The 23,475-nt window shown below is 31.4% G+C and carries 16 protein-coding genes; 6 read left to right on the top strand and 10 right to left on the bottom strand.

The features are described from left to right. Window positions 1-45: 45 nt before the first annotated feature. The 7 genes from L2Z92_RS08890 to L2Z92_RS08860 form a co-directional block, all read right to left on the bottom strand. Window positions 46-801, bottom strand: a complete 756-nt coding sequence (locus L2Z92_RS08890) for an energy transducer TonB (RefSeq protein ID WP_236458467.1) — start codon at window positions 799-801, stop codon at window positions 46-48. Between the two features lie 117 nt (window positions 802-918). Continuing rightward, on the bottom strand, window positions 919-1,665 hold the full coding sequence (locus tag L2Z92_RS08885) for an energy transducer TonB (RefSeq protein WP_236458466.1): 747 nt from the start codon (window positions 1,663-1,665) through the stop codon (window positions 919-921). 57 nt (window positions 1,666-1,722) lie between these two features. Next, the gene (locus L2Z92_RS08880; RefSeq protein ID WP_236458465.1) at window positions 1,723-1,989 is read right to left on the bottom strand and encodes a VanZ family protein; all 267 of its coding nucleotides are present in this window, start codon (window positions 1,987-1,989) and stop codon (window positions 1,723-1,725) included. A gap of 79 nt (window positions 1,990-2,068) precedes the next feature. Then, on the bottom strand, window positions 2,069-2,449 hold the full coding sequence (gene gcvH / locus L2Z92_RS08875; RefSeq protein ID WP_236458464.1) for a glycine cleavage system protein GcvH: 381 nt from the start codon (window positions 2,447-2,449) through the stop codon (window positions 2,069-2,071). Between the two features lie 125 nt (window positions 2,450-2,574). Next, window positions 2,575-9,735 (bottom strand): T9SS outer membrane translocon Sov/SprA, encoded by a 7,161-nt coding sequence (sov, locus tag L2Z92_RS08870; protein ID WP_446685077.1) that lies wholly within the window; start codon window positions 9,733-9,735, stop codon window positions 2,575-2,577. Window positions 9,736-9,786: 51 nt separating this feature from the next. Then, window positions 9,787-10,368, bottom strand: coding sequence for a Holliday junction branch migration protein RuvA (gene ruvA, locus L2Z92_RS08865; protein WP_236458463.1), 582 nt, complete (start codon window positions 10,366-10,368; stop codon window positions 9,787-9,789). Between the two features lie 39 nt (window positions 10,369-10,407). Then, window positions 10,408-12,702, bottom strand: coding sequence for an NADP-dependent malic enzyme (locus L2Z92_RS08860; protein ID WP_236458462.1), 2,295 nt, complete (start codon window positions 12,700-12,702; stop codon window positions 10,408-10,410). A 203-nt stretch (window positions 12,703-12,905) separates the two neighbouring features. Here L2Z92_RS08860 and L2Z92_RS08855 point away from each other — a divergent pair, with 203 nt between their 5' ends. From L2Z92_RS08855 to L2Z92_RS08830, 6 genes are all read left to right on the top strand, one after another. Continuing rightward, on the top strand, window positions 12,906-14,003 hold the full coding sequence (locus tag L2Z92_RS08855; RefSeq protein WP_236458461.1) for a sensor histidine kinase: 1,098 nt from the start codon (window positions 12,906-12,908) through the stop codon (window positions 14,001-14,003). Then, window positions 14,004-15,329, top strand: coding sequence for a sigma-54-dependent transcriptional regulator (locus L2Z92_RS08850; RefSeq protein WP_236458460.1), 1,326 nt, complete (start codon window positions 14,004-14,006; stop codon window positions 15,327-15,329). Between the two features lie 211 nt (window positions 15,330-15,540). After that, a complete protein-coding gene (locus L2Z92_RS08845; RefSeq protein WP_236458459.1) occupies window positions 15,541-15,690 on the top strand; it encodes a hypothetical protein in 150 nt (49 codons plus the stop codon). Then, window positions 15,683-16,972 (top strand): Glu/Leu/Phe/Val family dehydrogenase, encoded by a 1,290-nt coding sequence (locus tag L2Z92_RS08840; RefSeq protein WP_236458458.1) that lies wholly within the window; start codon window positions 15,683-15,685, stop codon window positions 16,970-16,972. The genes L2Z92_RS08845 and L2Z92_RS08840 overlap by 8 nt, the downstream gene beginning before the upstream one ends. Before the next feature lie 36 nt (window positions 16,973-17,008). After that, a complete protein-coding gene (locus L2Z92_RS08835) occupies window positions 17,009-17,407 on the top strand; it encodes a GreA/GreB family elongation factor (RefSeq protein ID WP_236458457.1) in 399 nt (132 codons plus the stop codon). A 10-nt stretch (window positions 17,408-17,417) separates the two neighbouring features. Then, complete coding sequence (locus L2Z92_RS08830) at window positions 17,418-17,813, top strand: hypothetical protein (RefSeq protein ID WP_236458456.1); 396 nt, start codon at window positions 17,418-17,420, stop codon at window positions 17,811-17,813. A gap of 113 nt (window positions 17,814-17,926) precedes the next feature. Here L2Z92_RS08830 and L2Z92_RS08825 read toward each other — a convergent pair whose 3' ends face one another. The 3 genes from L2Z92_RS08825 to ruvB form a co-directional block, all read right to left on the bottom strand. Then, a complete protein-coding gene (locus tag L2Z92_RS08825) occupies window positions 17,927-20,923 on the bottom strand; it encodes a T9SS type B sorting domain-containing protein (RefSeq protein WP_236458455.1) in 2,997 nt (998 codons plus the stop codon). Window positions 20,924-21,083: 160 nt separating this feature from the next. Beyond that, complete coding sequence (locus L2Z92_RS08820; RefSeq protein ID WP_236458454.1) at window positions 21,084-22,418, bottom strand: cytochrome P450; 1,335 nt, start codon at window positions 22,416-22,418, stop codon at window positions 21,084-21,086. Between the two features lie 11 nt (window positions 22,419-22,429). After that, the gene (gene ruvB, locus L2Z92_RS08815; RefSeq protein WP_236458453.1) at window positions 22,430-23,452 is read right to left on the bottom strand and encodes a Holliday junction branch migration DNA helicase RuvB; all 1,023 of its coding nucleotides are present in this window, start codon (window positions 23,450-23,452) and stop codon (window positions 22,430-22,432) included. Window positions 23,453-23,475 lie beyond the last annotated feature (23 nt).

Here is a 23,475-nt window from a genome sequence, read left to right as displayed (position 1 = left end):
AAAAAATCCCATCGAAATGGGATTCTTTTTCAGTAATAATTCAAATTAGTTTATCTTAAACGAAATTGGAATTACATATTTTATTTTTACACTTTTCTTTCCTTGTTGCGCTGGAATTAATTTAGGAACTCTTTTAACCGCTTTTTCAGCTGCTCTTTTCATGTCTTCTGTTGCGTTTCCATTACTTAAAGAATTCACATTCGTTACATTTCCTTTTTCATCAATAACAAACTCTACAAAAGCTCTTCCTTGTTTTTTATCATCAAAATCATCTTCTGGATAAACCAAGTGTCTTGATACTACTTTAGACAACTCTGTTTCAAAACATGCTTTTTGTTCTGCTCTACTCAAACCTATACACGCTTTAAACATTGGCAACTGCTCAACTGTTATAAATGTTGGCTCTACAACTTTTGACTTCACAACATCTGCACCATTATCATTTGCATCACTAGTATCTGAAACAGGCGCATCACTTACTGCTTTACTATCTTGAGAAGCAACATCTACATTACTCTTAATCACTTCTTCATCATCTTTAACATCAAAATCAGTAACCACTTTTTGAGGTGTTACAACTTTAATTTGTGGCTTAGGTGTTGGTTTGGGGTTTACTACTGGGTCAGAAATAATTTTATATTCATTAGATGCAAAATCTTTTTCTACTATTGAACCAGGAAAAGAACAAACCTCCTTCTTTTTCACATCTTGAAAACTATATTCCAAAACAAACAAAGCTACCAACATTGTAGCAATTAAACCAAACTGAAAATAGATTACACTATTTTTTGTTTTCTTCATAAAAACATCTTTTTCTCTCATAATTATATAATTTACAGGTTAACATATTATTAACAAGTAATACTACAAATTATGTGCCAAAAAAAATCCCAACCTTACGATTGGGATAAATTTTTATTATTGTAATTTAAAAGTAATAGGTAAACCGTATTTAACCCTTACCGCTTTTCCTCTTTGTTTACCAGGAGTAAACTTAGGTAATTTAGAGATAATTCTTTCTGCTTCTTTTTCTAACAATTCAGCATCACTTTTAATTCCTCTTCCTCTAACCTTAATATCTTTTACAACACCATCTTTATCGATTAAGAACTGAACAGAAACCTGACCTTGAGATCCGTTTTCTGCTGCTCTTTCAGGATAACTGAAATATCTTTTAATGTGTGCTTGCATTTTTTCATTAAAACAATCCATTTGTTGGTTCTTAGGAATTCCTTCACAACCAGGAAACATTGGGATTTGCTCAATAACAGCAAATGGCATCTCATCTGGAATATCATCAATAGAAGGACCTGTACTACCAACTTCAGAAGCTTTAACAACCACTACTGGTTTACTTTCCTCAACCTCAGTCGTTTCAATTTTCTTTTCTTCCAACACGATTTCATCTTCAACTACTTGAATAACTTCAGGAGCTGGTGGTGGTGGTGGTGGTAATGCCTGAACAGGTGGCATTGTTAAAATAACATCTTCTTCATCCAACACAAGGTTATCTGTCAATGTAAATCTTTCTTTTTCTATTCTTGGATCTTCGGATTTTAATTCAATACCAACATAAGTAAGCAATAAAACTGCCACTAGACCAATCTGAAAGAACAATCTACTATTTCTTTTAGGGTCTACATTAGGATTTTTCTTTAATTCCATAATTTTGTTTTTGAGGTCGCTAATATAATTAATAATAAAATAGTTTAAAAATTTTTTTTAAGATTTATTTTTCATAAATTCTAAAAAAAAGTAAGCCGTCACTGCTCCACAAGTATTCGCAAAAGCGTCAAAAAAATCAGCTTCACGTGTTTTTGTGAACATTGACTGAAATGCTTCAATAATTATGCCATACAATACAGCTACAAAAACTATTTTAATTTTACTCTTGGTTAATTTGGGTTTAATAGCATTAGTCCAACAAAAAACAAAGACAAAATAGAAACCAAAATGGACTATTTTATCTTTATTTGGTATTGTTATCATAAATGCATCTTTTTTTTCCAGTGTTATTAAACTTAAATAAGTAATTAATAACGTCCAGAAAACTGCAATATAAAAATATTTACGCTCCAATAAGCGCTGAGTAATCTTCACTTGACAAAAGGTCTTCTATTTGTGAATTATCTGAAATTTTAATTTTAACCATCCATCCGCCTCCATAAGGGTCTGAATTTACTGTTTCTGGAGTTTCTTCCAAAGCTTCATTAAACTCGATTATTTCACCTGTTAATGGCAAAAACAAGTCTGAAACTGTTTTAACTGCTTCAACTGTACCAAAGACTTCATCACGATCTAAAGTTTGATCTAAAGTTTCAACTTCAACATAAACAATATCACCTAATTCTTTTTGTGCGAAATCTGTAATTCCTACTGTAGCGATATCTCCGTCAATTGAAACCCACTCGTGGTCTTTTGTGTACTTTAAGTTAGTTGGGATGTTCATTTTAATTCTATATTTAATTTGTTGTACAAATGTAGTTTTATTAATTTAATTCTAAAACAGCTTTTTTAATATTTTTCTAGCGTATTTGTTAAATAAATTAGCTATTCATGCTCTATTTCCTTTTATTAATTTCCAAAATTATATCGAATTGTGAATCCTGATCTAATATTAGTTATTGGAAATGATGTAGATATAACTGCTTGAGAAAACTGGTGATCATAAAAGAAAATAGCTGTTAAATTTCTACTGAATGAATAATCTGCAGAAAACTTAATTGACCATAAATCCTGTCCTCCAGCTAATTCATTATTATCATAATCCAAATAACGAACAATTGTATTATTCTTTCTTAGAGAAAAATCTGCTTTTATATTAACATCACTTTTAATTAATCCAGTTGGATTATCTGCTAATTTAGAAATTATAGTTACATTTTTAATTCTATAACCTAACCCTATAGTATATTCGTTTCCGCTTACTTCTGTTAATAAGTTATTATCAAAACTCATATTAAGCGTTCTGTCTTTTTTAACTTCTGCCAATATTTTTATTGAGTTTTTCATTTCAAAATCAATTCTCATCAACGGATTAAATTGCTCTGTTAAGTTAACATTTGATACAATTGTATTTGAATAGAAGTTACCATTTACATCTACAGGCGCTGCGTTCAAATTAGAACGGAAAGCATTCACATTATAACTTGCTCTATAACCATGTTGCAGAGAAAAACGTTTAAAGGTGTCTTTAAACCATTTATAACGCATTAAGCCAGTATATTTTATTGTCCAGTTTGGTAAAGGCACATCCTTAAATACTCCAGTAGATTGTTTTGATACGTCTTTACCCGAATAGGCTGCTAAAAATGATGGTAATAATACCTGCTGACTGTTCTTTCCATACCCAATTGGATATCCTTCTAAATCTACAGGATATGTACCTCCTCCATAATAATCATTTGCTAATCGATTAGCAACTTCTCTTCTGTTAGCTCTAAAATCATTAAAAGCAGCAGAAATATTTTCATCACTTTGACTAAAAGCGGTTTTTATTAAAACAGTAGAAATACTAAAATTACCAAAATTATAAGGTGATCGTGAGTTATATTGACCATTAGTTACATCATACTGTTCAGAGAAATTATCAGAATACATTCTATCCGCTTTAACATCAATTTTCAGATCTGGAAATGGTTCTACTTGAGCAGTTAAACTTAACTGTTTGTTTGTAATTTGAGTAAAACTTTGGTTAAATTCTGGATATTCAGTTAACCAACCTTGTCTTGCTGCTTCATAACGCACATCTGATTGACTACCAAATACGAATCCAACAGATGGTTTTGTGGTTCCAAAGAAACCTAATCCAGGAGTATAACCTGGTAAAACAGTACCGTTAGTTTCTGTATAATTTACCTGAATATTCTTAAGACTTGTTGCAATACCTATTAATCCATTCACAAAGAAGTTTCCTTCATTTTTATTCGTTTTCTTTTTTGCAGTTATTTTTTGTCCTGGTTTTGGTAAAGCATCTTTAGTGTCTTTACTATCTTTTTTGTTTCTCTTCTTTTTATTACCTGTTAAACCAATATAACGATATAACAAATCCATATTGAATGTAGTATTCAATTTATGTGAATTTGCATTCTGAATTGTATTTCCTAAATTATAACCTTCAATAGACGAAAATGCATCCGACGAACGCTGCCAGTTAAAATCTCCAGTATATGTATAAACTGACTTTACAAAAGCTAAAGCAGGTATTTTATCAATTGGTAAATCGTAATTTAAAACCAACTGTTGATTATGTTGATTTGCATCCCCTACATTCCAATAATCATCCCAAATATCTAATCCATCAACTGGAATATTATCTTCATCTAAATAATTTCTAACAATATTATTCGATGCAGCTGTATAATTTAAACGTAATGATTTTGTAAGGTTATAATTAAATCCATATTGATAATTAAAGAAATAATTCCTTCTATATAATGGATCCAAACCTATTCCTTGTACTTCAACTAATCTAAATTGTTGTCTATTAAACTGTCTAATAATATTAGAGCTAAAAGAAATATTAGAAGGCAAGAAGTTGAAATTAAAATCTTTCAATAATTTATAATACCCACTTTTCCCAAATGTCTTAGACTCTTTAAATGGCTGAATCGTTAATGGTTTAAAAGAATAAGCATAATCTACACTTGTTCTATTTTGTTGATCGACTAAATTCTCTATTTCATAATCATGATGCTCAGTTTCATTGAACGAATAAGACAAAGTTAAATTTTCTACATCATAGAAATGCTGTTTTTGCTCTTCTCCTCTTTCTTTTCTAACACCAATAAAGTTAAGACTTGTCCTTTTCGTATAATCAATTGCTCTATTTTCAACATTTGACCTTTCTGCATCTGGAGTTACATCCAACAATTGATCTAATTCAATATCTTGATAGAAAGGATCATATTTAGGCGTGATAGTTTCTTCACCTACTGCATAATTAAAAGGAAGTGTTATTCCCCATTTCTTAGGCAATAATTTCCCTAAATTCAAATTAGTAACTACATCATATTGAAAAGCATCTTCTCTACTTCTTTCATTTGGACCTTCTTCAATACCTCCAAAACCAATAGTACTTACTCTTGTTGTAGCAGAAACCGTTGCAAAATCGGCTACATTGGTATCTAAATTCGCTACAGCAGCATAACCACCCTTATTATCTAAATCTGAAAGTCGCAGTTCATTAAACCAAACTTCCCCTCTTACAACATGATTTGTTTTATTTTTAACACCAACCATTAAAGTACGTACTAAACCAAAGTTTGGATTACCTTTTATACCTAATGTTAACTTACTACCACCTGAACCAATTTCTTCTTCTTCTACAAAACCAATTCCATTTGGATCATAAATTATACTCGAATCGTTATTAAGTGCTAAAATCTTAAGCTTCGTTAACAAATTCATTGGCAATTCAATTTCATTATCAGAAGGCCAAACTCCATCTGGAGTAGATGCATTTTGAGAAGAAACTTTTAAAGGAACTTCAACTTGATAAAAGTTTTCTGTAAAATCGTTACCAAAACGAATAAACGCCACCATTTCATCATTTTGCAATGGCTGAGGCTCATCTGGTTGTGGCAATGATTCAGCATGCAAAAACATACGCATCTTTTTAAACTGACGCATATCTACATTTACATTTTTGAAAACCGCTCTTGAGTCTCCACCTTCTAATCCATCATTATAACCACCATCTTTATCATAAACCCTTAAAGACAACGATTGTTCATTTTGATTAATAACAGTATTATTATTATACAATTGCTCTCTAGTTACCCCTGGAGGTGAAACATAAGGAATTGGAATTCTACTACTATTTTCTTGAATATTTACTGCAACAACATCAAAACCTGTATTGTCATCTGCTGGATTATTATCATTAAAATCTAATGAATTTGTATAACGTCTCCATTCTCCTCTTACAAGATCAAGCGCACCAAAACGCAATGTGATTTCTTTAGAAAACCCTGTCATATACATTCTCATGAAGCGAATAGACCTAAAATCTGCAATAGAACCGACAACATTGTCTGCAGTAAATTCTAAAATAGGAATTTTATACTGTACCCATCTTGCGTTTACGTTTGCTCCGTTAGGCATAGATTCTGAAACTGTACGAACATCGACTACATAATTTTGACCCACTTGTGGTGCTCCATTAATAGGCACTTCAAACTTAAAATAGGCATTAATTGTATTCATAGTTTGGTCACGATTCACATCTTCGACATCTGGTTTTGTATCATTACCTCTATTTGTGTCGGTAACATTTACAGGTGAGTTACCTTCAAAACCATTATAATTTTTATACCTTTCAATTACACTTCCAGTAGCATTTAAATAGAAATTATAATTATCCGCAGATGGATCACTTTGTCCAGCAAAATCAGTAAATTTTAATGCCTCGCCAGCATCATCTAGACCATCAAAACCAACATCTTGTAAATTTCTATTTGCTTCATTTGAATCGAAAGCATAAACTAACGATTGCGAACTAGGCACTTGCCCCCAGTTCGTTTGAAAACCTGGTATTGTTGCACCAACTTCTGGAAGTCCGTTTTCATATTGTTTTCTTCCATCTTTCAGTATATCTTCTGAGATTTCTCCAAGATTAATTACTAATTTCCCTACATTTCCAAGATCTGCTTGATCTGGCGTACCTGATAAATAAGGGCTCAATATCCAAAATTGTATATATTCTACATTTGATTGTTCAAAGTTTGTAGAATTAATAGAACGCATAATTCCTGCCCAGTTATTAGTAGTTTCAGAATCTGGAAACTGATTAGTTGTTGCAAGAGATGGATTGTAATTATAAGGACCTCTATCTTTTGGAAAATATGTTAAATCTAAAGTTGTAATTACATTAGAACTACCTTGAGCAATATCAACATTAGGAAATAATTCTCTACTAAAAATTCTTCTTGTTTTATTCAAAGACAAATCATCATCACTTATTCCACTAGGTGGTTGCGTATAAAAAACAGGATCAATTGTATACCATGACATTTTTGCTCTTCTATTTCCAACTGAAATAGCATCTGTTGGAGGCTCTGTTGTATCTGGATTACCATCAAAATTTCCTTCTAAAGGCACACTTGCCAACGTCCAAGGTCCTGGCGAATTTAAGGGTATTGAAGATTGAGAGCCTTCAAAATCATCCACATAAGTAGTAGCTTCTCCATTAAATTTATCTGCTTTTGAAGCTCCTGGCAACAAATAAGCAATCTCTCCTCTAAATGATAAGTTAGAAGGTACATCGGTATCAATATTTGGCAATTTATTCGCTAATCTCGTTAAAAAAGGAACTTCTGTAGAGTAATTAGCATTTAAACCTACAATTGTATTGTTTACAGATTCTTGACCATAATTTGATTTATTTGTGAATGGTCTTTCTGATAAATTTAAAAGTGTACCACCAATCAAGAATTTCTTATTAAATTGATGTTCAACGTTAACTCCCCAAAAACGTTTTGTTTGTTGACCGAATACTGAATTATTCTCTACCGATATTTCTAAGGGCGTATTTGAAGCTTGCAATGAAGGATCTAACAGCTGAACTTTTCCTAACTGATAGTTAACCGTATAATCTACACCTTCAACAAGAACTCTTCCACCCGATTTCACAACTACCGAACCTTGAGGCACATTAAATGCTCCAATCGAAATTCCATCTCCACCAGAAGACTTAAAACGTCCTCTTAATTGAAATTTATTTTTCTCACTTTCCTGAAGTGCAGCTGCTTGTGTTGATTTATATAAGTTTCTAAAAACATATTTATTTTGATTCACATTATATGTTAATGGATCATTATAATCTTCCGTAGCAGTTGTATTATTTAATTTCTTAAACAAATGTTCTCCAAATGGTTCTTTTGTTGTAAATATAATTCTACCATATTGTGGATCTATAGTAATTCCTGGTACAAAATCAAAGAAACCGTCACCTCCATTTTGTGGGTCATTAGTATAATTTAATTTATCTACCTCCATTACCTTCAACAAAGTAGTTTCTTTCACATCAGCAGGCAAGTCTAAAGGAACATTTCCTGCTGCATCTTCAAATGGTGTAATATAATTTAAAGGTGATGGATCTGTATATAGAATATTAAATTTAAAGTCTTCTTGTTGTAATTGATATCCTCCAGGAATTTGATAAACATTCTTCATCATCAAGTTCCATGTTGGCATCGTTAAATTATTATTTGGAGCTTTTTGTTTTACAGCTGTTAAATTACTCTTTAACATCTTAACTAATAAAGCTTGAGAAGTTGGAATTCCAGTAGTACTAACTTGTGTTGCGTCAACTCCATCTGTACCAAATTCTCCTACTTGATAAACTTGATCACCGATTGTATATTGATAAGCCACTGCCAAAACCTCGTCATTTGCTAAACGCTGATTTAGGGAAATATATCCTAATTGCGGATGATATGTAAACTCAGAAGTTGTTAATTTTCTAGCATTTTCTAATTTCGCATAATCAAGTCCTTCATCAACGCTAACTGTAAATCCATTATTTGCTGTTGCTACTTCTCTAATTGCTTGCGTTAAAAAATTACTTCCTATTTGATTTGGGTTAAATTTATTATTTCCGTTATCGGAAGGGGTATCTGGTGATGCATTAAAAAAACTAGGATTTGAAGCTAAATTCAATCCTACAACCTCTTGGGGTGCCAAATTTGTTAATGGGGCTTCACCAATATCCTGAATTGCGATAAGGTTTCTTAAATTATTTTCTGTTGAATTAATTCTATTCTGTTTGTTGGTTACCCAAACTTCTATTCTGGTAATCTGAGCACGGCTATTAATAACCGGATAGGTCTCTAAAGACTTATCGTATTTATTCCTAAAGTATTGCGATAAGAAATAATGCCTATCTGCGTCATAATCTAAAGCAAATAATTCATAATCTTGTAGCGTTCCACCTCCTTGAGAAGTTACCGTTTTAGTTTGCGATTTTTGTTCAGAAAAAACACCTGTAACAGTTGTTTTCCCAAATTGCAATTGAGCTTTAACCCCAAACAAACTTTGCGAACCTCTTATTAAAGAATTAGACAAAGGAAAACTTACATTACCAACTTCTAATTTTTGTAGAATATCATCTTCAGTAGATCCATATTCTAGTTTTATAAGGTTTTGAAAAGCAAAGGTAGATTGTGTATCATAATTAATATTCACATTTAATCGTGTGCCAACCTTACCTTGAAGCCCTACACTAATCCTTTGATCAAAGTCAAAAGTTGTTGTTTTTCTATTCCTTGGTGAAAAAGCAGGATTATCTTGTTTTGTGAACCTAACACCTAAATCAATCTCTACAGAACCTGTTGGCTTAACATCTATGGTATTACTTCCAAATATAGCTTCAAAGAACTTTGAGTTAATATAGTATCTTGGCAATAAATCTTTCTTTTTTTCTTCACTTCCTTCTTTTTTACCGTCTATCGCTGCCGATTTTTCACGATAATATTTTCTCATTTCTTCACGCAAAACAAGTTCTTGATATTGTTTTGGAGTTAACACTAAAGGATAGTTAACATTAAAGCCATCGAAAGTATTTGTATAAATATAACGATCTGTTACTGGATCATAAGTATAAGCCTCAACAATACTTTGAGGATTAGGTACTTTTATTTTCCCTAAGTCCACTCCATTTTTAATTGAATCTTGCTCTTGAGTCTCTTCTTGAGAATAAAGAAAAAAAGGAACACATAAAAAAAGTATTTTTATCCCCTTCTGAAATTTATTAAAAATATTCCCGCTAATTTTATTTTCCAAGTCTTATAAGTTTTTTAGTGCTTGTTTAATTAAAGTTTCAACTGATGCATTTGGGGCTTCATTTACAATTTTGTCTATAACTTTTTCTGCTGTTTTTCTAACAAAACCAAGCACCTCTAAAGCAGATAACGCTTCTTCTTTGTTTGTATTGTTAGAAACCAAAGAAACTTCGTCTAAATCATACACTTTTAACACTTTATCTTTCAAATCTAAGATAACTCTCTGAGCTGTTTTTGCTCCAATACCTTTAATGCTCTGAACTGTTCCGACATCATTTGATCCAATTGCATGAATTATTTGTTGTGGCGCCAAAGAAGACAACATAGTTCTTGCAATATTTGCTCCAATCCCAGAAACAGAGATTAACAATTTGAACAACTCTCTTTCTTGCTTTTCTACGAAACCGTATAAAGTGTGTGCGTCTTCCTTTATTTGCAAGAAAGTGAAAAGTTTTAAATTATCACTTTCTGGCAAAAGAGAGAAAGTATGTAGTGATATATTAATATGATACCCAACACCATTACAGTCTATTACAACTTCTGTCGGATTTTTTTCAACTAGTTTTCCTTGAATGTGAGTAATCATGATTTTTTTATTGGTTAATAGCCAAAAATATAAAAAATATTATTTATTAATAGCTTTTTTAAATTTTCGTTCTTTTTCTTGTGCATCAACTACAGAAACCGCAGCCATATTTACCATTTCTTCTACACTTGCTCCTAATTGAAAAATATGAACTGGTTTATCTAATCCAAGCATAATCGGTCCAATTGAATCCGATTTATTAAGCTCTTTCATCATTTTATAAGTAATATTTGCCGAATCTAAATTTGGAAAAATTAAAGTATTCACTTTTTTATTCACCAATTTAGAAAACGGGAACTTACTTTTCAACATTTCAGGATTTAAAGCAAAATCAGTTTGAATTTCCCCATCGACGATTATATCTGGATAATATTTATGAAGATAAGCTACTGCTTCTCTTATTTTCTTTGGGTTTTCACTCTCTGAAGAACCAAAATTTGAAAAAGAAACCATTGCCATAACTGGCTCCATACCAAACATCCTTACAGTTTTAGCTGTCATTAATGCAATTTTCGCTAAATCTTCTGCCGTTGGGTTAGGGTTTATTGCTGTATCTGAAAGGAAAATTGGTCCTCTAGATGTCATCATCATATTTGTCGTTGCAATTCTAGAAACTCCAGGTGCTTTATCAATCATTTCTAGAACTGGTTTAACCACCGAAGGGTAGCTTCTAGAATAACCCGTAACCATTGTATCTGCTTCTCCTTCATTCACCATCATTAAACCAAAATAGTTACGTTCACGCATCCATTTTTCAGCATCTAACATGGTAATACCTCTTCTTTTTCTAGTTTCCCAAAATGAAGTAGCATATTTTGTTCTTCTTCCGTCTTCTTCCTTTGTTTTTGGATCGATAATCACTACATCGGCATCAAAACCTATTTCAGTTTTAAGCTCTTGAATAATTTCTTTATTTCCTAATAAAATAGGCACTCCAATTCCTTCTTCAAGAACAATCTGAGCTGCTTTTAGAACATCTAAATGATCCGCTTCTGCAAAAACAACTCTCTTTGGATTCGTTTTTGCTCGGTTCATTAACATTCGAATCATTTTATTATCAGAACCTAATCTGTCTAATAAATCCAACTCATATTTTTCCCAATCCGTAATCTCAACTTGAGCTACTCCAGATTCCATAGCTGCTTTAGCTACAGCTGGCGCAACTACTGAAATTAATCTTGGATCGAATGGTTTAGGAATAATATAATCTCTACCAAAGTTTAACTTGGTTTCTCCGTATGCAACATTTACTTGTTCTGGCACAGGACTTTTAGCCAATTCTGCTAATGCGCGAACTGCTGCCATTTTCATTTCCTCATTAATTTTTTTAGCACGAACATCTAGCGCTCCTCTAAAAATATATGGAAAGCCTAATACATTATTTACTTGGTTAGGATGATCTGAACGACCTGTTGCCATGATGATATCTTTCCTTGTATTTATTGCTACATTGTAATCAACTTCTGGAGTTGGATTTGCCATTGCAAAAACAATTGGATCATTCTTCATCGTCAACAACATATCTGGTGTTAATATGTTTCCAACAGACAACCCTAAAAACACATCTGCGCCTACAAGTACTTGCTTCAGTGATTGAGGCTCACATGATTTTGCATATCTCTTTTGCAAATCAGATAAATCTTCTCGACATGTCGTTAACATTCCGTCTTTATCGAACATAAATATATTTTCTACGTTCACACCTAGTAGAACATACAAGTTTGAACATGCCAATGCTGCTGATCCTGCTCCAGAAACAACAATTTTAACTTTATCAATCTCTTTGTTTGCTAACTCTAGTGCATTCAATAATGCAGCAGAAGATATAATTGCTGTTCCATGTTGATCATCATGCATCACAGGAATATTCAATTCGTCAACCAGTCTTCTTTCTATTTCGAAAGATTCTGGTGCTTTTATATCTTCAAGGTTAATTCCACCAAATGTAGGTGCAATATTTTTTACTGTTTGAATAAAAGCTTCAACATCTTTTGTCCCTACTTCTATATCAAAAACGTCTATATCTGCAAAAATCTTAAAAAGCAATCCTTTTCCTTCCATTACTGGCTTAGATGCCTCAGGACCTATATCTCCTAGACCTAAAACAGCTGTTCCATTTGATATTACTGCTACTAAATTTCCTTTTGCTGTATACTTATATACGTTATCTATATCTTTTGCAATCTCTAAACATGGTTCTGCTACTCCTGGCGAATAGGCTAGAGATAAATCTCTCTGGGTAGCATATTTCTTTGTTGGCACAACCTGAATCTTTCCAGGTGTTGGCTTCGCGTGATATAATAAAGCTTCTCTTCTTTTTGTATCCTTATGCATATAATATGTTTTATACTAACTTACAAAGTTAGAATAAGGATTGAAAGAAAAAAATTTTAGAGCTACTCTTTTGAACCATTTCTGTATTTTTAAATCTAATTGACTAAATACTTAAACCTATATTTTAAAAAAACAAAATTTCACACACAAATTACATATTTTTGTATTGGGTAATTATTCCCCGATTTTTTATATAAAAACTTATGTCATCAATTTCAACCGAAGAAAAATTAAACGAACGAATTAAGGAATTAGTGTGCTTATACGAGACAACTCATATCATTAATCAGAAAAACACAACTGTTGAGGATACATTAACAAAAATAGGTGAAAGTTTAAAAAAAGCTTTAAAACATTCTGACGAAGCTATAATAGAAATTACTTTTAACGAATTAGAAATATTTACTGATACTTTGCCTAAAAAAACTATACATATAGAAAGTAAAACCTACATAGAGAATAATGAAGTAGGTATTATAAGAATTCATTATCCTTCTCCAAAACTATCTATAACTAATTTTTTAGAAGAAGAAAATAAACTTCTTGAAAAAATTAGTTCTGAAACAAGTCTCTTTTTAGAAAGAAAAGAAAGAAAAGAAAAAGAAGAAAAATTAAAGCAATCGGCAGAAAGAAATGATAGACTTTCCATTTTAGGAGAAATAACAGCTGGAATTGCTCACGAACTAAACACACCATTGGGAAATATTCTTGGTTTTGCAGAACTTATTAAAAGAGAAAACAAAGTAAAAATAATCGATAAAGACATTACAAAGATTATTAACGCTGCCATTTACTCTCGAGAAATTGTAAAAAAATTAATGTTTTTCTCTTGTGAAATGCCTCAAAACAAAGAAATACTTCTCATAAAACCCATCATAAAGCAAGCCGTTACGCTATTAGGCCCAAACTTCAAAAGAGCTAATATAACTTGTAATGTTACTTTTAAAGACAGCACAATCAAAGCACAAATAGATGAAATTCAATTAACACAAGTTCTTTTCAATATTATTATGAACGCTATTTATGTAGCACCATTCGAAAGCAAGATTGATGTATTAGTTTATTCAAAAAAAGAGAACTTTATCATTGAAGTCAAAGATGAAGGTTCTGGTATAGACGAAGCTATAAAATCTAAAATATTCGAACCTTTTTTTACCACAAAACCAATTGGTGAGGGTTCTGGTCTTGGCCTAAGCGTAGTTCATGGAATAATTAAAAGCCACAAAGGAGAAATAAAAGTAATAAACAACAAACCCAGAGGAACTAATTTTCAGATTATTTTACCCTTAAAAGAAAAGTAGATGTGTTTAAAAAAAGAAAATATTTTAATTGTAGATGACAATTATGATATGTTAGAATTATTGCAACGTAATTTAAAAGACTTGAATTTTCATTCTTACAAAGCTACTTCTGTTATTGAAGCGATTGATGTACTAAAATCATCTGTCATTGATCTTTTAATTACAGATTTACAAATGCCCGAAATAAATGGAATTGAACTTATAAAATATGCTGACGAACATTTTCCTAACATCCCAAAACTTGTTATAACTGGATTCCCTTCAGTAGACACTGCTATAAATGCTGTAAAATCTGGCGCATCCGACTACTTAACAAAACCATTCACTTTCGAAGAATTAAAAAAATCAATTCATAATTGTTTCAAAAACAAGAAGAAAGACACTTCCAATAAAAGAGAAGAAGAAGAAAGAGATGATTTCTTTACTAACTTAGTTGGAGTTTCCAAAGAACATGAGCAATTAATTGACGTTATCAAAAGAGTAAAAAACAATAAGGCAACTGTCTTAATTCAAGGGGAAAGTGGCACAGGAAAAGAACTTATCGCACGTTCCATTCATTATAATGGTAATTTTGCATCAAAACCCTTTATAGCTGTAAACTGTGGAGCCATTCCTGAAAACTTAATTGAATCTGAGCTATTTGGCTATGTAAAAGGAGCTTTTACTGGAGCAAACGAAACTAAAAAAGGATTGTTTCATGCAGCAGAAAACGGAACCCTATTTTTAGATGAAATAGGAACTGCAACACATACTATTCAAACTCGACTTTTAAGAGTGTTACAGGAAAAAGAGATTTATATGATTGGTTCTCAAAATCCTCAAAAAATAAATGTTCGAATTATTTCTGCCACAAATAACAACCTACAAAATGCGATAGAAAACGGAACATTTAGAGAAGACCTATACTACAGACTTAATGTTGTAAATATAGAAACCACACCTTTGAGGGATAGAAAAAAAGATATTCCTATATTGATAGCTACTTTTTTAAAAAAATATGGAAGGGAATATGGTAAACCTAGCATTACAATAACACAAAAAGCAATAGACATTCTAACAAGAAACAATTGGCCAGGAAATATTCGAGAATTAGAAAACATAATTCAACGTCTTATTATTTTAAGCGATACGGTTATTGATGTTGATACATTGCCAAAATCATTAAAATACAAAGAACCAATAGAAAATGAAAAATTAAAACCTTTGCATGAAATTGAAAAAACATATATTTTAAAAGTGCTAGCCAATGTTAACAATAACAAAACAAAGGCAGCAGAAATTCTACAAATAGACCGAAAAACTTTGAGACAAAAACTTTTAAAATAACATATTAAAAGTAAAAATTCATAAAACTTCCAATAAAAAACCAATCCAATAAAAAACGGGGCATTTTGCCTCGTTTGATGCATATATACCCAAATAAAAAACTAACAAAAAGGAATAAAAAACAAATAAAAAACTAATAAACAGATAGTTACATGTACACTTTGAAAAATGGCACACAGATTGTCTACTCCTAAGGAATAAAATATAAAATATGGAAATTTTACTTAATCCTGAATCTATTGAACCTTTTGAAGAGGTTCATCTTGCAAATAGTCTAATTGGCATTTGCTCAAATTGTGATAATAATACTTTCTGTACTTGGGTAGAAAACAATAAAAATCATTGCGAAGAATATGAATAATATAAAAATTTTAGAAGTAAAAAAGCAAAAAACAATGCTCGATAATGTTTTGGAACAATTTAATAAAACTGCAGATTCCATGAATCTTAATGCAAATATTAGAAAAATATTATCTATTACAAATAATGAAATAATCATTCATTTCCCTGTAAAAATGGACAACGGAAATGTTGAAATTTTTACAGGTTATAGAGTTCAACATAATAATGCATTAGGGCCATACAAAGGAGGCTTAAGATATCACCCAACTGTAGATGTAAATGATGCAAAAGCTTTAGCAATGTGGATGACATGGAAAACTTCTTTAGCAGGACTACCCTATGGTGGTGCAAAAGGTGGTATTCAAATAGACCCAAGAAACTACTCTCTATCTGAACTTGAAAGAATCACAAGACGATTTACTTTTGCATTAGGAGATAATATTGGAGCAGAATATGATATTCCTGCACCAGATGTAAACACGAACGAGCAAACAATGGCTTGGATGGCAGACACATTTATGTCTACAAAATCCCCCAACGAAAGATCAAACCATAAACACGTTGTAACCGGAAAGCCTATTGGAAGTGGTGGACTTGAAGGTAGAGACAGAGCTACTGGTTTTGGAGTATACTTAACCCTTAGATTGTTGTTTGAAGACAAAAATGAGACTTTAAAAGGTAAAAAATTCATTGTACAAGGTTTTGGAAATGTTGGATATTGGGCTTCCCATTTTCTAAATAATGATGGAGCTATTTTAATCGCAACACAAGACGCTCACGCTACTCTAATTAATAATGAAGGAATCTCCGTTGAAGATTTATACGAGCATTGTAAACCTAGAAAAGGCTCAACAAAAGGATTTGAAGGTGCAACAGAAATGAATCCTGATGCCTTTTTTGGATTAGAATGTGACTTCATTATTCCTGCCGCTTTAGGAAATCAAATTACAGAAGCCAATGCTGATAAAATCAAGGCTAAAGTTATTGCTGAAGGAGCAAACGGACCAATTAACAACGAAGCAGAACGAATATTACTAGACAACAATGTTACTATAATCCCTGATATTTTATGTAATTCTGGTGGCGTGATTGGTAGTTATTTTGAATGGCTTCAAAATAGAAATGGAGAATTATGGCCATTAGATGAAGTAATGTTCAAAATTGAAAGAAAAATGACAGTAAACTTCAGAAGAGTAGAGAAGCTAGCTACTACAAATAAAGTTGATTGGAGAACTGCAGCATATACAATTGCTATTAGTCGCATTGAAACTGCATATGTTGAAAGAGGAATTTTTCCATAATGAAAAGTTCTATTAATAAAACTCATTTTATGAATCATGAAATACGAAACAATAATTATTGATCGAAGAGAACTTGAAACTTTAAAGCAACTTTTTTCAAACTCTCATAATAAATATGATAAAACATATCGATTATCTTTTGAGAAATTAGTTAACGAACTAAAAGATGCGAAAATAATGGACAACACAGAATTACCCGAAGATATTATTCGATTTAATTCTATTGTAACCATCAAAACTGCGTTTAATGAACAAAGAACATATCAAATTGTTACTCCAGAGAAAAGCGACCTAGCTAATAATAAAATATCTGTATTAGCACCAATGGGACTTGCCCTTTTTGGTTATGCTCAAAACGACACAATAGATTGGCAGTTTCCAACAGGTATAAATACTATAGAAATAATAAAAGTTAAAAATTCAAAAACATTATAAACAAAAAAAGATGAATGAATTCGTCAATAAACACCACTTCAAAGACGATATTGAAGGACAATTCATTAATAATGACATATTATTATGGAGAGAAGAATTAACTTGTATTAATGCAGAAATTATTTTTTTTAAAAAGCTTTTAAAAAGCAAAAAAGACAATAAAGTTTATGCTAAATTAATAAAAAAACTAGAAGAGAAAGAAAGACAAAACAGAAACTTGTTTGACAACCTTATCGTTTATATTAGAAAAATTGATGGTTTAAAAGAATGTGAAGATATTGATTGTGAAACTTATTATCTAAATGATCACATAAACTTTAAAAAAGACATTGAGTCATTTTTATATCAATATAAAAAATTAAAAAGGATTACCTATTTAAAATTAAATAAAAGAGATACACTATAGAGTCTAAATAAAAAACGCTGCTTTTCTTAAATTAATTAGTTAATATTACGCAGAACGTTTTCGTAGTTTGCAATTAAAACACCAGCGTAAAAGCTGGTGTTTTATAATATAGCCTATCGTTTTAAAGTAAAATGTCCTTTTTTTACTCTTCCATCATGCAGTTTTATTGTGTACCAATAATCGGATGACGGCATTTTTTCTCCATTAAATGTACCATTCCAACCTTCAGATGAAGAAGATATTTCTTTTATTAATTTCCCATATCTATCAAATATAGAAATAGATGTACTTTCGGAAAACCTATCATCAAATCCTTTCACATTCCAAGAATCATTGATTCCATCTCCATTTGGTGTGAAATACTTAGGAATTGAAAGTACTGTAATCAAATCTGATGTTATACCACAACCATTGTTATCATAAACATATACCGTTTGAATTCCTGCTTGAACATTTTCAAAAACATTACTCTCTTGATAATTAAAACCGTCTAAACTATATAAATAGTCACCATCTCCAGTGACTAAAACCGTAATCGTATTAGAATCCACTAAATCTACAACTTCAATAGTATTAATTATCGCAATATTAGATGGCTTTACCGAAATATTTCTTGTACTGATACATGAATTAGCATTAATAACTTCTACTTTATATTCTCCAATTTCTGTAACAGTAAGAGTATATTGATTTGCCCCTGCAATCGCTTGATTATTCAAATACCATTGATAGGTATAATTATTAATCGTGGTTTCATCAACCAAACCAGCATTTAAAATCTCAAAATCCGAACTATTATCTCTACAAATAATTTCATCTTCTCCTTGAATATAAATATTTGGTTTTGGATGTACAACAAATGACAATATAGTTGTATTGAAGCAATTTGTATTATTGGCATTAATAACCTTAGCTGTTATATTTTGCGTATTTGTTCTGAAATTCCCTATAAAAGAATTCAACAAATTATTACTTGCATCGTAATATTCTACAAGAACATTTGTTTGCGAACCGATAATTAAATTTTCAAAATTTGAGGTATCAAATTCTACCAATCCATCTTGTAATAATGGATCTGTTTCATTATCACAAGCAATCAATAAATTTGACGGAACAGCAGTTGCAGTTGGTACTTCATCAACAATAAATTCTAAAGTAGTTGTATATGAACATGCATCTGTTGTATTATTTGTTAAAGTAATTGTTACTATTTGATTTGTTGAAGGATACGGATTTGGCAATGTTGTATAATTCACACTAGCTGCATCTGTATAAGTAACCGTAACATTGGTTAAACCGTTTAAAATTTGAGTTTCGATATTTGTTGTGTCAAAATCAAAACTTCCATCATTGTTGTCATCACATGCTCTTATTACAACAGGATCAACAATAGGCTGATTTTCTACTTGTAGACTTACATACTTTCCCAATCCAACGCAATCATTGTTTAAATCGCTATCTACTCTTACATAAATATCTTGAATATTTGGCGAATTCACATTAGTATAATTAGATGCACTTACTAAAGAAATCGAATTGGTTTCTGCTAAAGCATCGGCTAAATTCTCATAAAAAGTAACACTTACAATTTGACCTGTAAATAAAGATGCAATGGAAGCTTCTACACCACTAAAATCAAACTCAGCTATACCATCATTATTGGTTCCAAAAGTCGCATCGCACTTTGTGAAAACTATTGGAGTAAAAGTTGCAGGAATTTGAGTCGCCGAAACAACTAGATTTAATTGCCCAGGTCTAAAACAATTGTTTCCATTAATAACTCTATAATAAATTGTTTGTGTGCTTACTGTTTGATTAATAAAAGAAGTAGTGTTTGAAATTGCGTTAGTATTATTTTCTGCGTCTGTTATACTTAAAAAATAATCAATTGTTAGTCCCGCCGTATTTCCTACAATTAGTGAATTTGCTTCTGTTAAATTAAAAGCACTAAATCCATCAGTATCGTCGTCACACTGTTTTAACTCTATTAGGCTATTTATAACAGGTCTTTCAACTACATTTATTGTTAACTCAGAAATATCAAAACATGTTCCCTTTTCTGTACGAACATAAAAAGTATTTGTTCCTATTGGTAAACTTCTATTTTGCCAATTCAATATTTCGGCTGTACTATTATTCGCATCGGTTAATGTTGTAAAGTACTTATAAGTTACTATTTGAATTCCTGTATAAATTTCATTATTATGACTACTCAAATCGTAATCTATTGCACTTGTAATCTCACCTTCACAAACCGTTTTTACAACATCATTCGTTGTTATATTATCAAAAATTAGATTGACTGTTTTAATTTCTGTACACTGTGCAGTGGTAGAAGCAATTCTTGCATAATATGTCCCTTGATTTAAATTAGCTAAACCTGTAATTGGATTTGCATTTAAAGACGCATCTTGCATAGAAGCGTGATACGTAATAAAAAAGCCTGAAAGCCCAGTTAAAGTAGCCGTATCCAAAATAGAAAAATCATAAGGTTCAGAATTATCTGCTCCCTCATCACAAAGTATTACATCTGGAAAATTAGGAAAATTAATATTCTCAAACGGATTTAAAATTGTTGCAGAACCTGACCAATTTAATGAAAACGGAGAGTTTCCAATTGGTCTATCAATAACTACAAAATAACTTTGCCCAGGCAAAACAATCAGTTGTTTCACAAATCCATTACCTGCAGCTCCAGGCCCTTCACTTGTATCGATAGAAATTGCATTTAATCCCGTATGATTATTCGTTTGTCCTGACGCAACAGGATTAGTAGTTGAACAGCGAATAGGAGCGCCTAAATTTGCACAATCAGACACAGGTCCAAAGACCCAAAAATCATAATCTTCATTAATATCTGTACTTTGAGGAATAATTGTAAAACCTAATGTCCCAGGCTGGTCAATTGTTACACGCATCCAAAGAGAATTATGTTCACTACTCTCACAAGATTCTGGAACAATTTCTTGCACACCCGAACCCGAAACATTAAAAGAGACATTCTGATTATCACAAGCTTGTATATAATTAACACAATCGTTTGGTAAATTTTGAGCGAAACCAAAAACGGCTACATGTAATATGGCTAATAAGTAGATGTATTTTTTCACAATAAGAAAATATTTTCAACAAAGATAAGTAAAAAACACGCTATTTATATTTTGCTTTTAATCTAACAAAAAGCGAATGTTTTATATCAAACTATCTATTTAGATGTTCTCTCTTAGTAAAAAATTAATCCCAAGTTTTAAACAACCTTGATTCAAATGTTTAATTACGACTCTTAAATTCTAATATAGCATTTAAAGGTTTTAATGTGATTAACGGTTTAATCTCTATTGGAGTCTTCTTTTCAAGAATTTGATAACGTTCAACAAGATTTGCAATCGTTAAAATCATTTCATACATGGCAAAATTATTACCAACACACATACGCTGTCCTGCACCAAAAGGAAAATAATTTTTTGAGAACTTTATAGTTTCATCTGAAAAACGTTCAGGAATAAACTCATTTGGCCTATCCCAAAAATCGGGATGACGGTGGATTTCATAAACTGAAAAAAGGAGGTTTGAATCTTTAGGCAAACTTATACCTTCAAATTCGTCATTATCTATATTCACTCTATCTATAAAGTAAGCTGGAGGATATAATCGCATTGCTTCTTCTATGGTTTGCTTTGTATAAACAGCATTCTTTAACAAATGCTTTAAATCAGAAGACTCATTCTTAATTCGTTTAGTTTCTTCTAAAATTTTTTCTTGGGCAACTGGATTTCTAGCCAATAACTCACAAGTAAACGTCAATGCATTCGATGTGGTTTCATGTCCTGCAGCAAATAAAATCAGGATTTCATCTAACAACTGATCTTCTTCCATTACTTCACCATCTTCATAACGAGCATCTAGAAGCATGTCTAATAAATCATTAGACTTAGTATTTGTTTTCTTACGCTCTCTTACTAATTTTCTAAGAATATCACGAGAATCATTAGTCAACTTAATATGCTTTTCAATCTCCCCAGAAATTTTAAACCACCAGCCTAAATAAGGCTGTCTTAATTCTTTAACTAGCATTTCTTGCGTAATCTCTGTTACATCCTGAAGCTTTGAAACATCAGCATCATTAACGCCCGAATTAAATAGTGACTTAACTACAGTCTGAAATGCTAAATCATTAAAAATTGGAAAAATATCAATTGGCTTATCTGTAGTAATTTTATCTAATTCAAATAGAATTGTAGATTGAATTGTATCCAACAAAAGTGCTAACTGACTTTTATGAAAAGCAGGTTGAATTAACTTTCGCTGCTTTTTCCATTTTTCTCCTTCCGAAGTTAAAAGTCCTTTACCAATATATTTAGCTAAATCTTGTGTTTGAATTTTTGATTTAGTATAATTTTTTTGATTTTTCTGTAACACATAGCTTAACAAACCTGCATCTCTACAAAAAATAACAGATTTCCCTAAACCAATTTTTAATCTAAAAATGTCGCCAAGTAAGTTAAAATTAGCATTGTGAAATGGCAACGGATTTTTAAGAATTGCTACAGAATGTTTTATAAAGCGAAGAAAAGATACCTCAGGAATGTTTTTTTTATGACTCATAATTAAATGTATTAAAACAAACCTCCTTGAATATTTGCTTTTACTTTTCCTAAATGTTTATATGCTTTTTCAGTAACTTCTCTTCCTCTTGGAGTTCTCATTATGAAACCTTCTTGAATTAAAAAAGGTTCATAAACTTCTTCAATTGTTTCACCATTTTCAGAAACTGCAGTAGCTAAAGTAGTTAACCCAACAGGTCCTCCTTTAAATTTATCTATAATAGTCAAAAGAATTTTGTTATCCATTTCATCCAATCCATTTGCATCTACATTTAAAGCTTTTAATGCATAACGTGTAATTTCGATATCAATTCTCCCATTTCCTTTTATTTGCGCAAAATCACGAACACGTCTTAATAAAGCATTTGCAATACGAGGAGTACCTCTACTTCTACCAGCAATTTCAATAGCAGCCTGTATATCAATTTCTACTTTTAAAATTGTAGCACTACGCTCAATAATTGTAGCAAGCAGTTCAGTATTATAATATTGTAATCTACTCTGAATACCAAAACGAGCACGCATAGGAGCTGTTAACAGACCAGAACGTGTAGTTGCACCAACAAGAGTAAATGGATTTAAGTGAATTTGAACAGTCCTTGCATTTGGACCACTTTCAATCATAATATCTATTTTATAATCTTCCATTGCTGAATACAAGTACTCTTCAACAATAGGACTCAAACGGTGAATTTCATCAATAAAAAGGACATCTCTTTCTTCTAAATTTGTAAGTAAACCTGCTAAATCTCCAGGTTTATCCAGTACAGGTCCTGAAGTGATTTTAATACCAACACCTAACTCATTAGCTAAGATATTTGCTAAAGTAGTTTTTCCTAAACCAGGAGGCCCATGAAATAACGAATGATCTAAAGCTTCACCTCTTTGATTGGCTGCTTCAACAAAAACTTTCAAATTATCTAATACATGATCTTGCCCAGCAAAATCATCAAAACTTAATGGACGCAATGCCTTTTCAATATCTAAGTCTTGAGGAGTAAATCTTTCTTTATTAGGGTCTAAATTTTCATTCATAGGAACAAAGATAAACAAAGTTA

It is taken from the genome of Flavobacterium jumunjinense, from assembly GCF_021650975.2.
Lineage (GTDB): Bacteria > Bacteroidota > Bacteroidia > Flavobacteriales > Flavobacteriaceae > Flavobacterium > Flavobacterium jumunjinense.
Note: the sequence above shows the minus strand (reverse complement) of the source record. Positions and strands in the feature narration are given on the sequence as shown.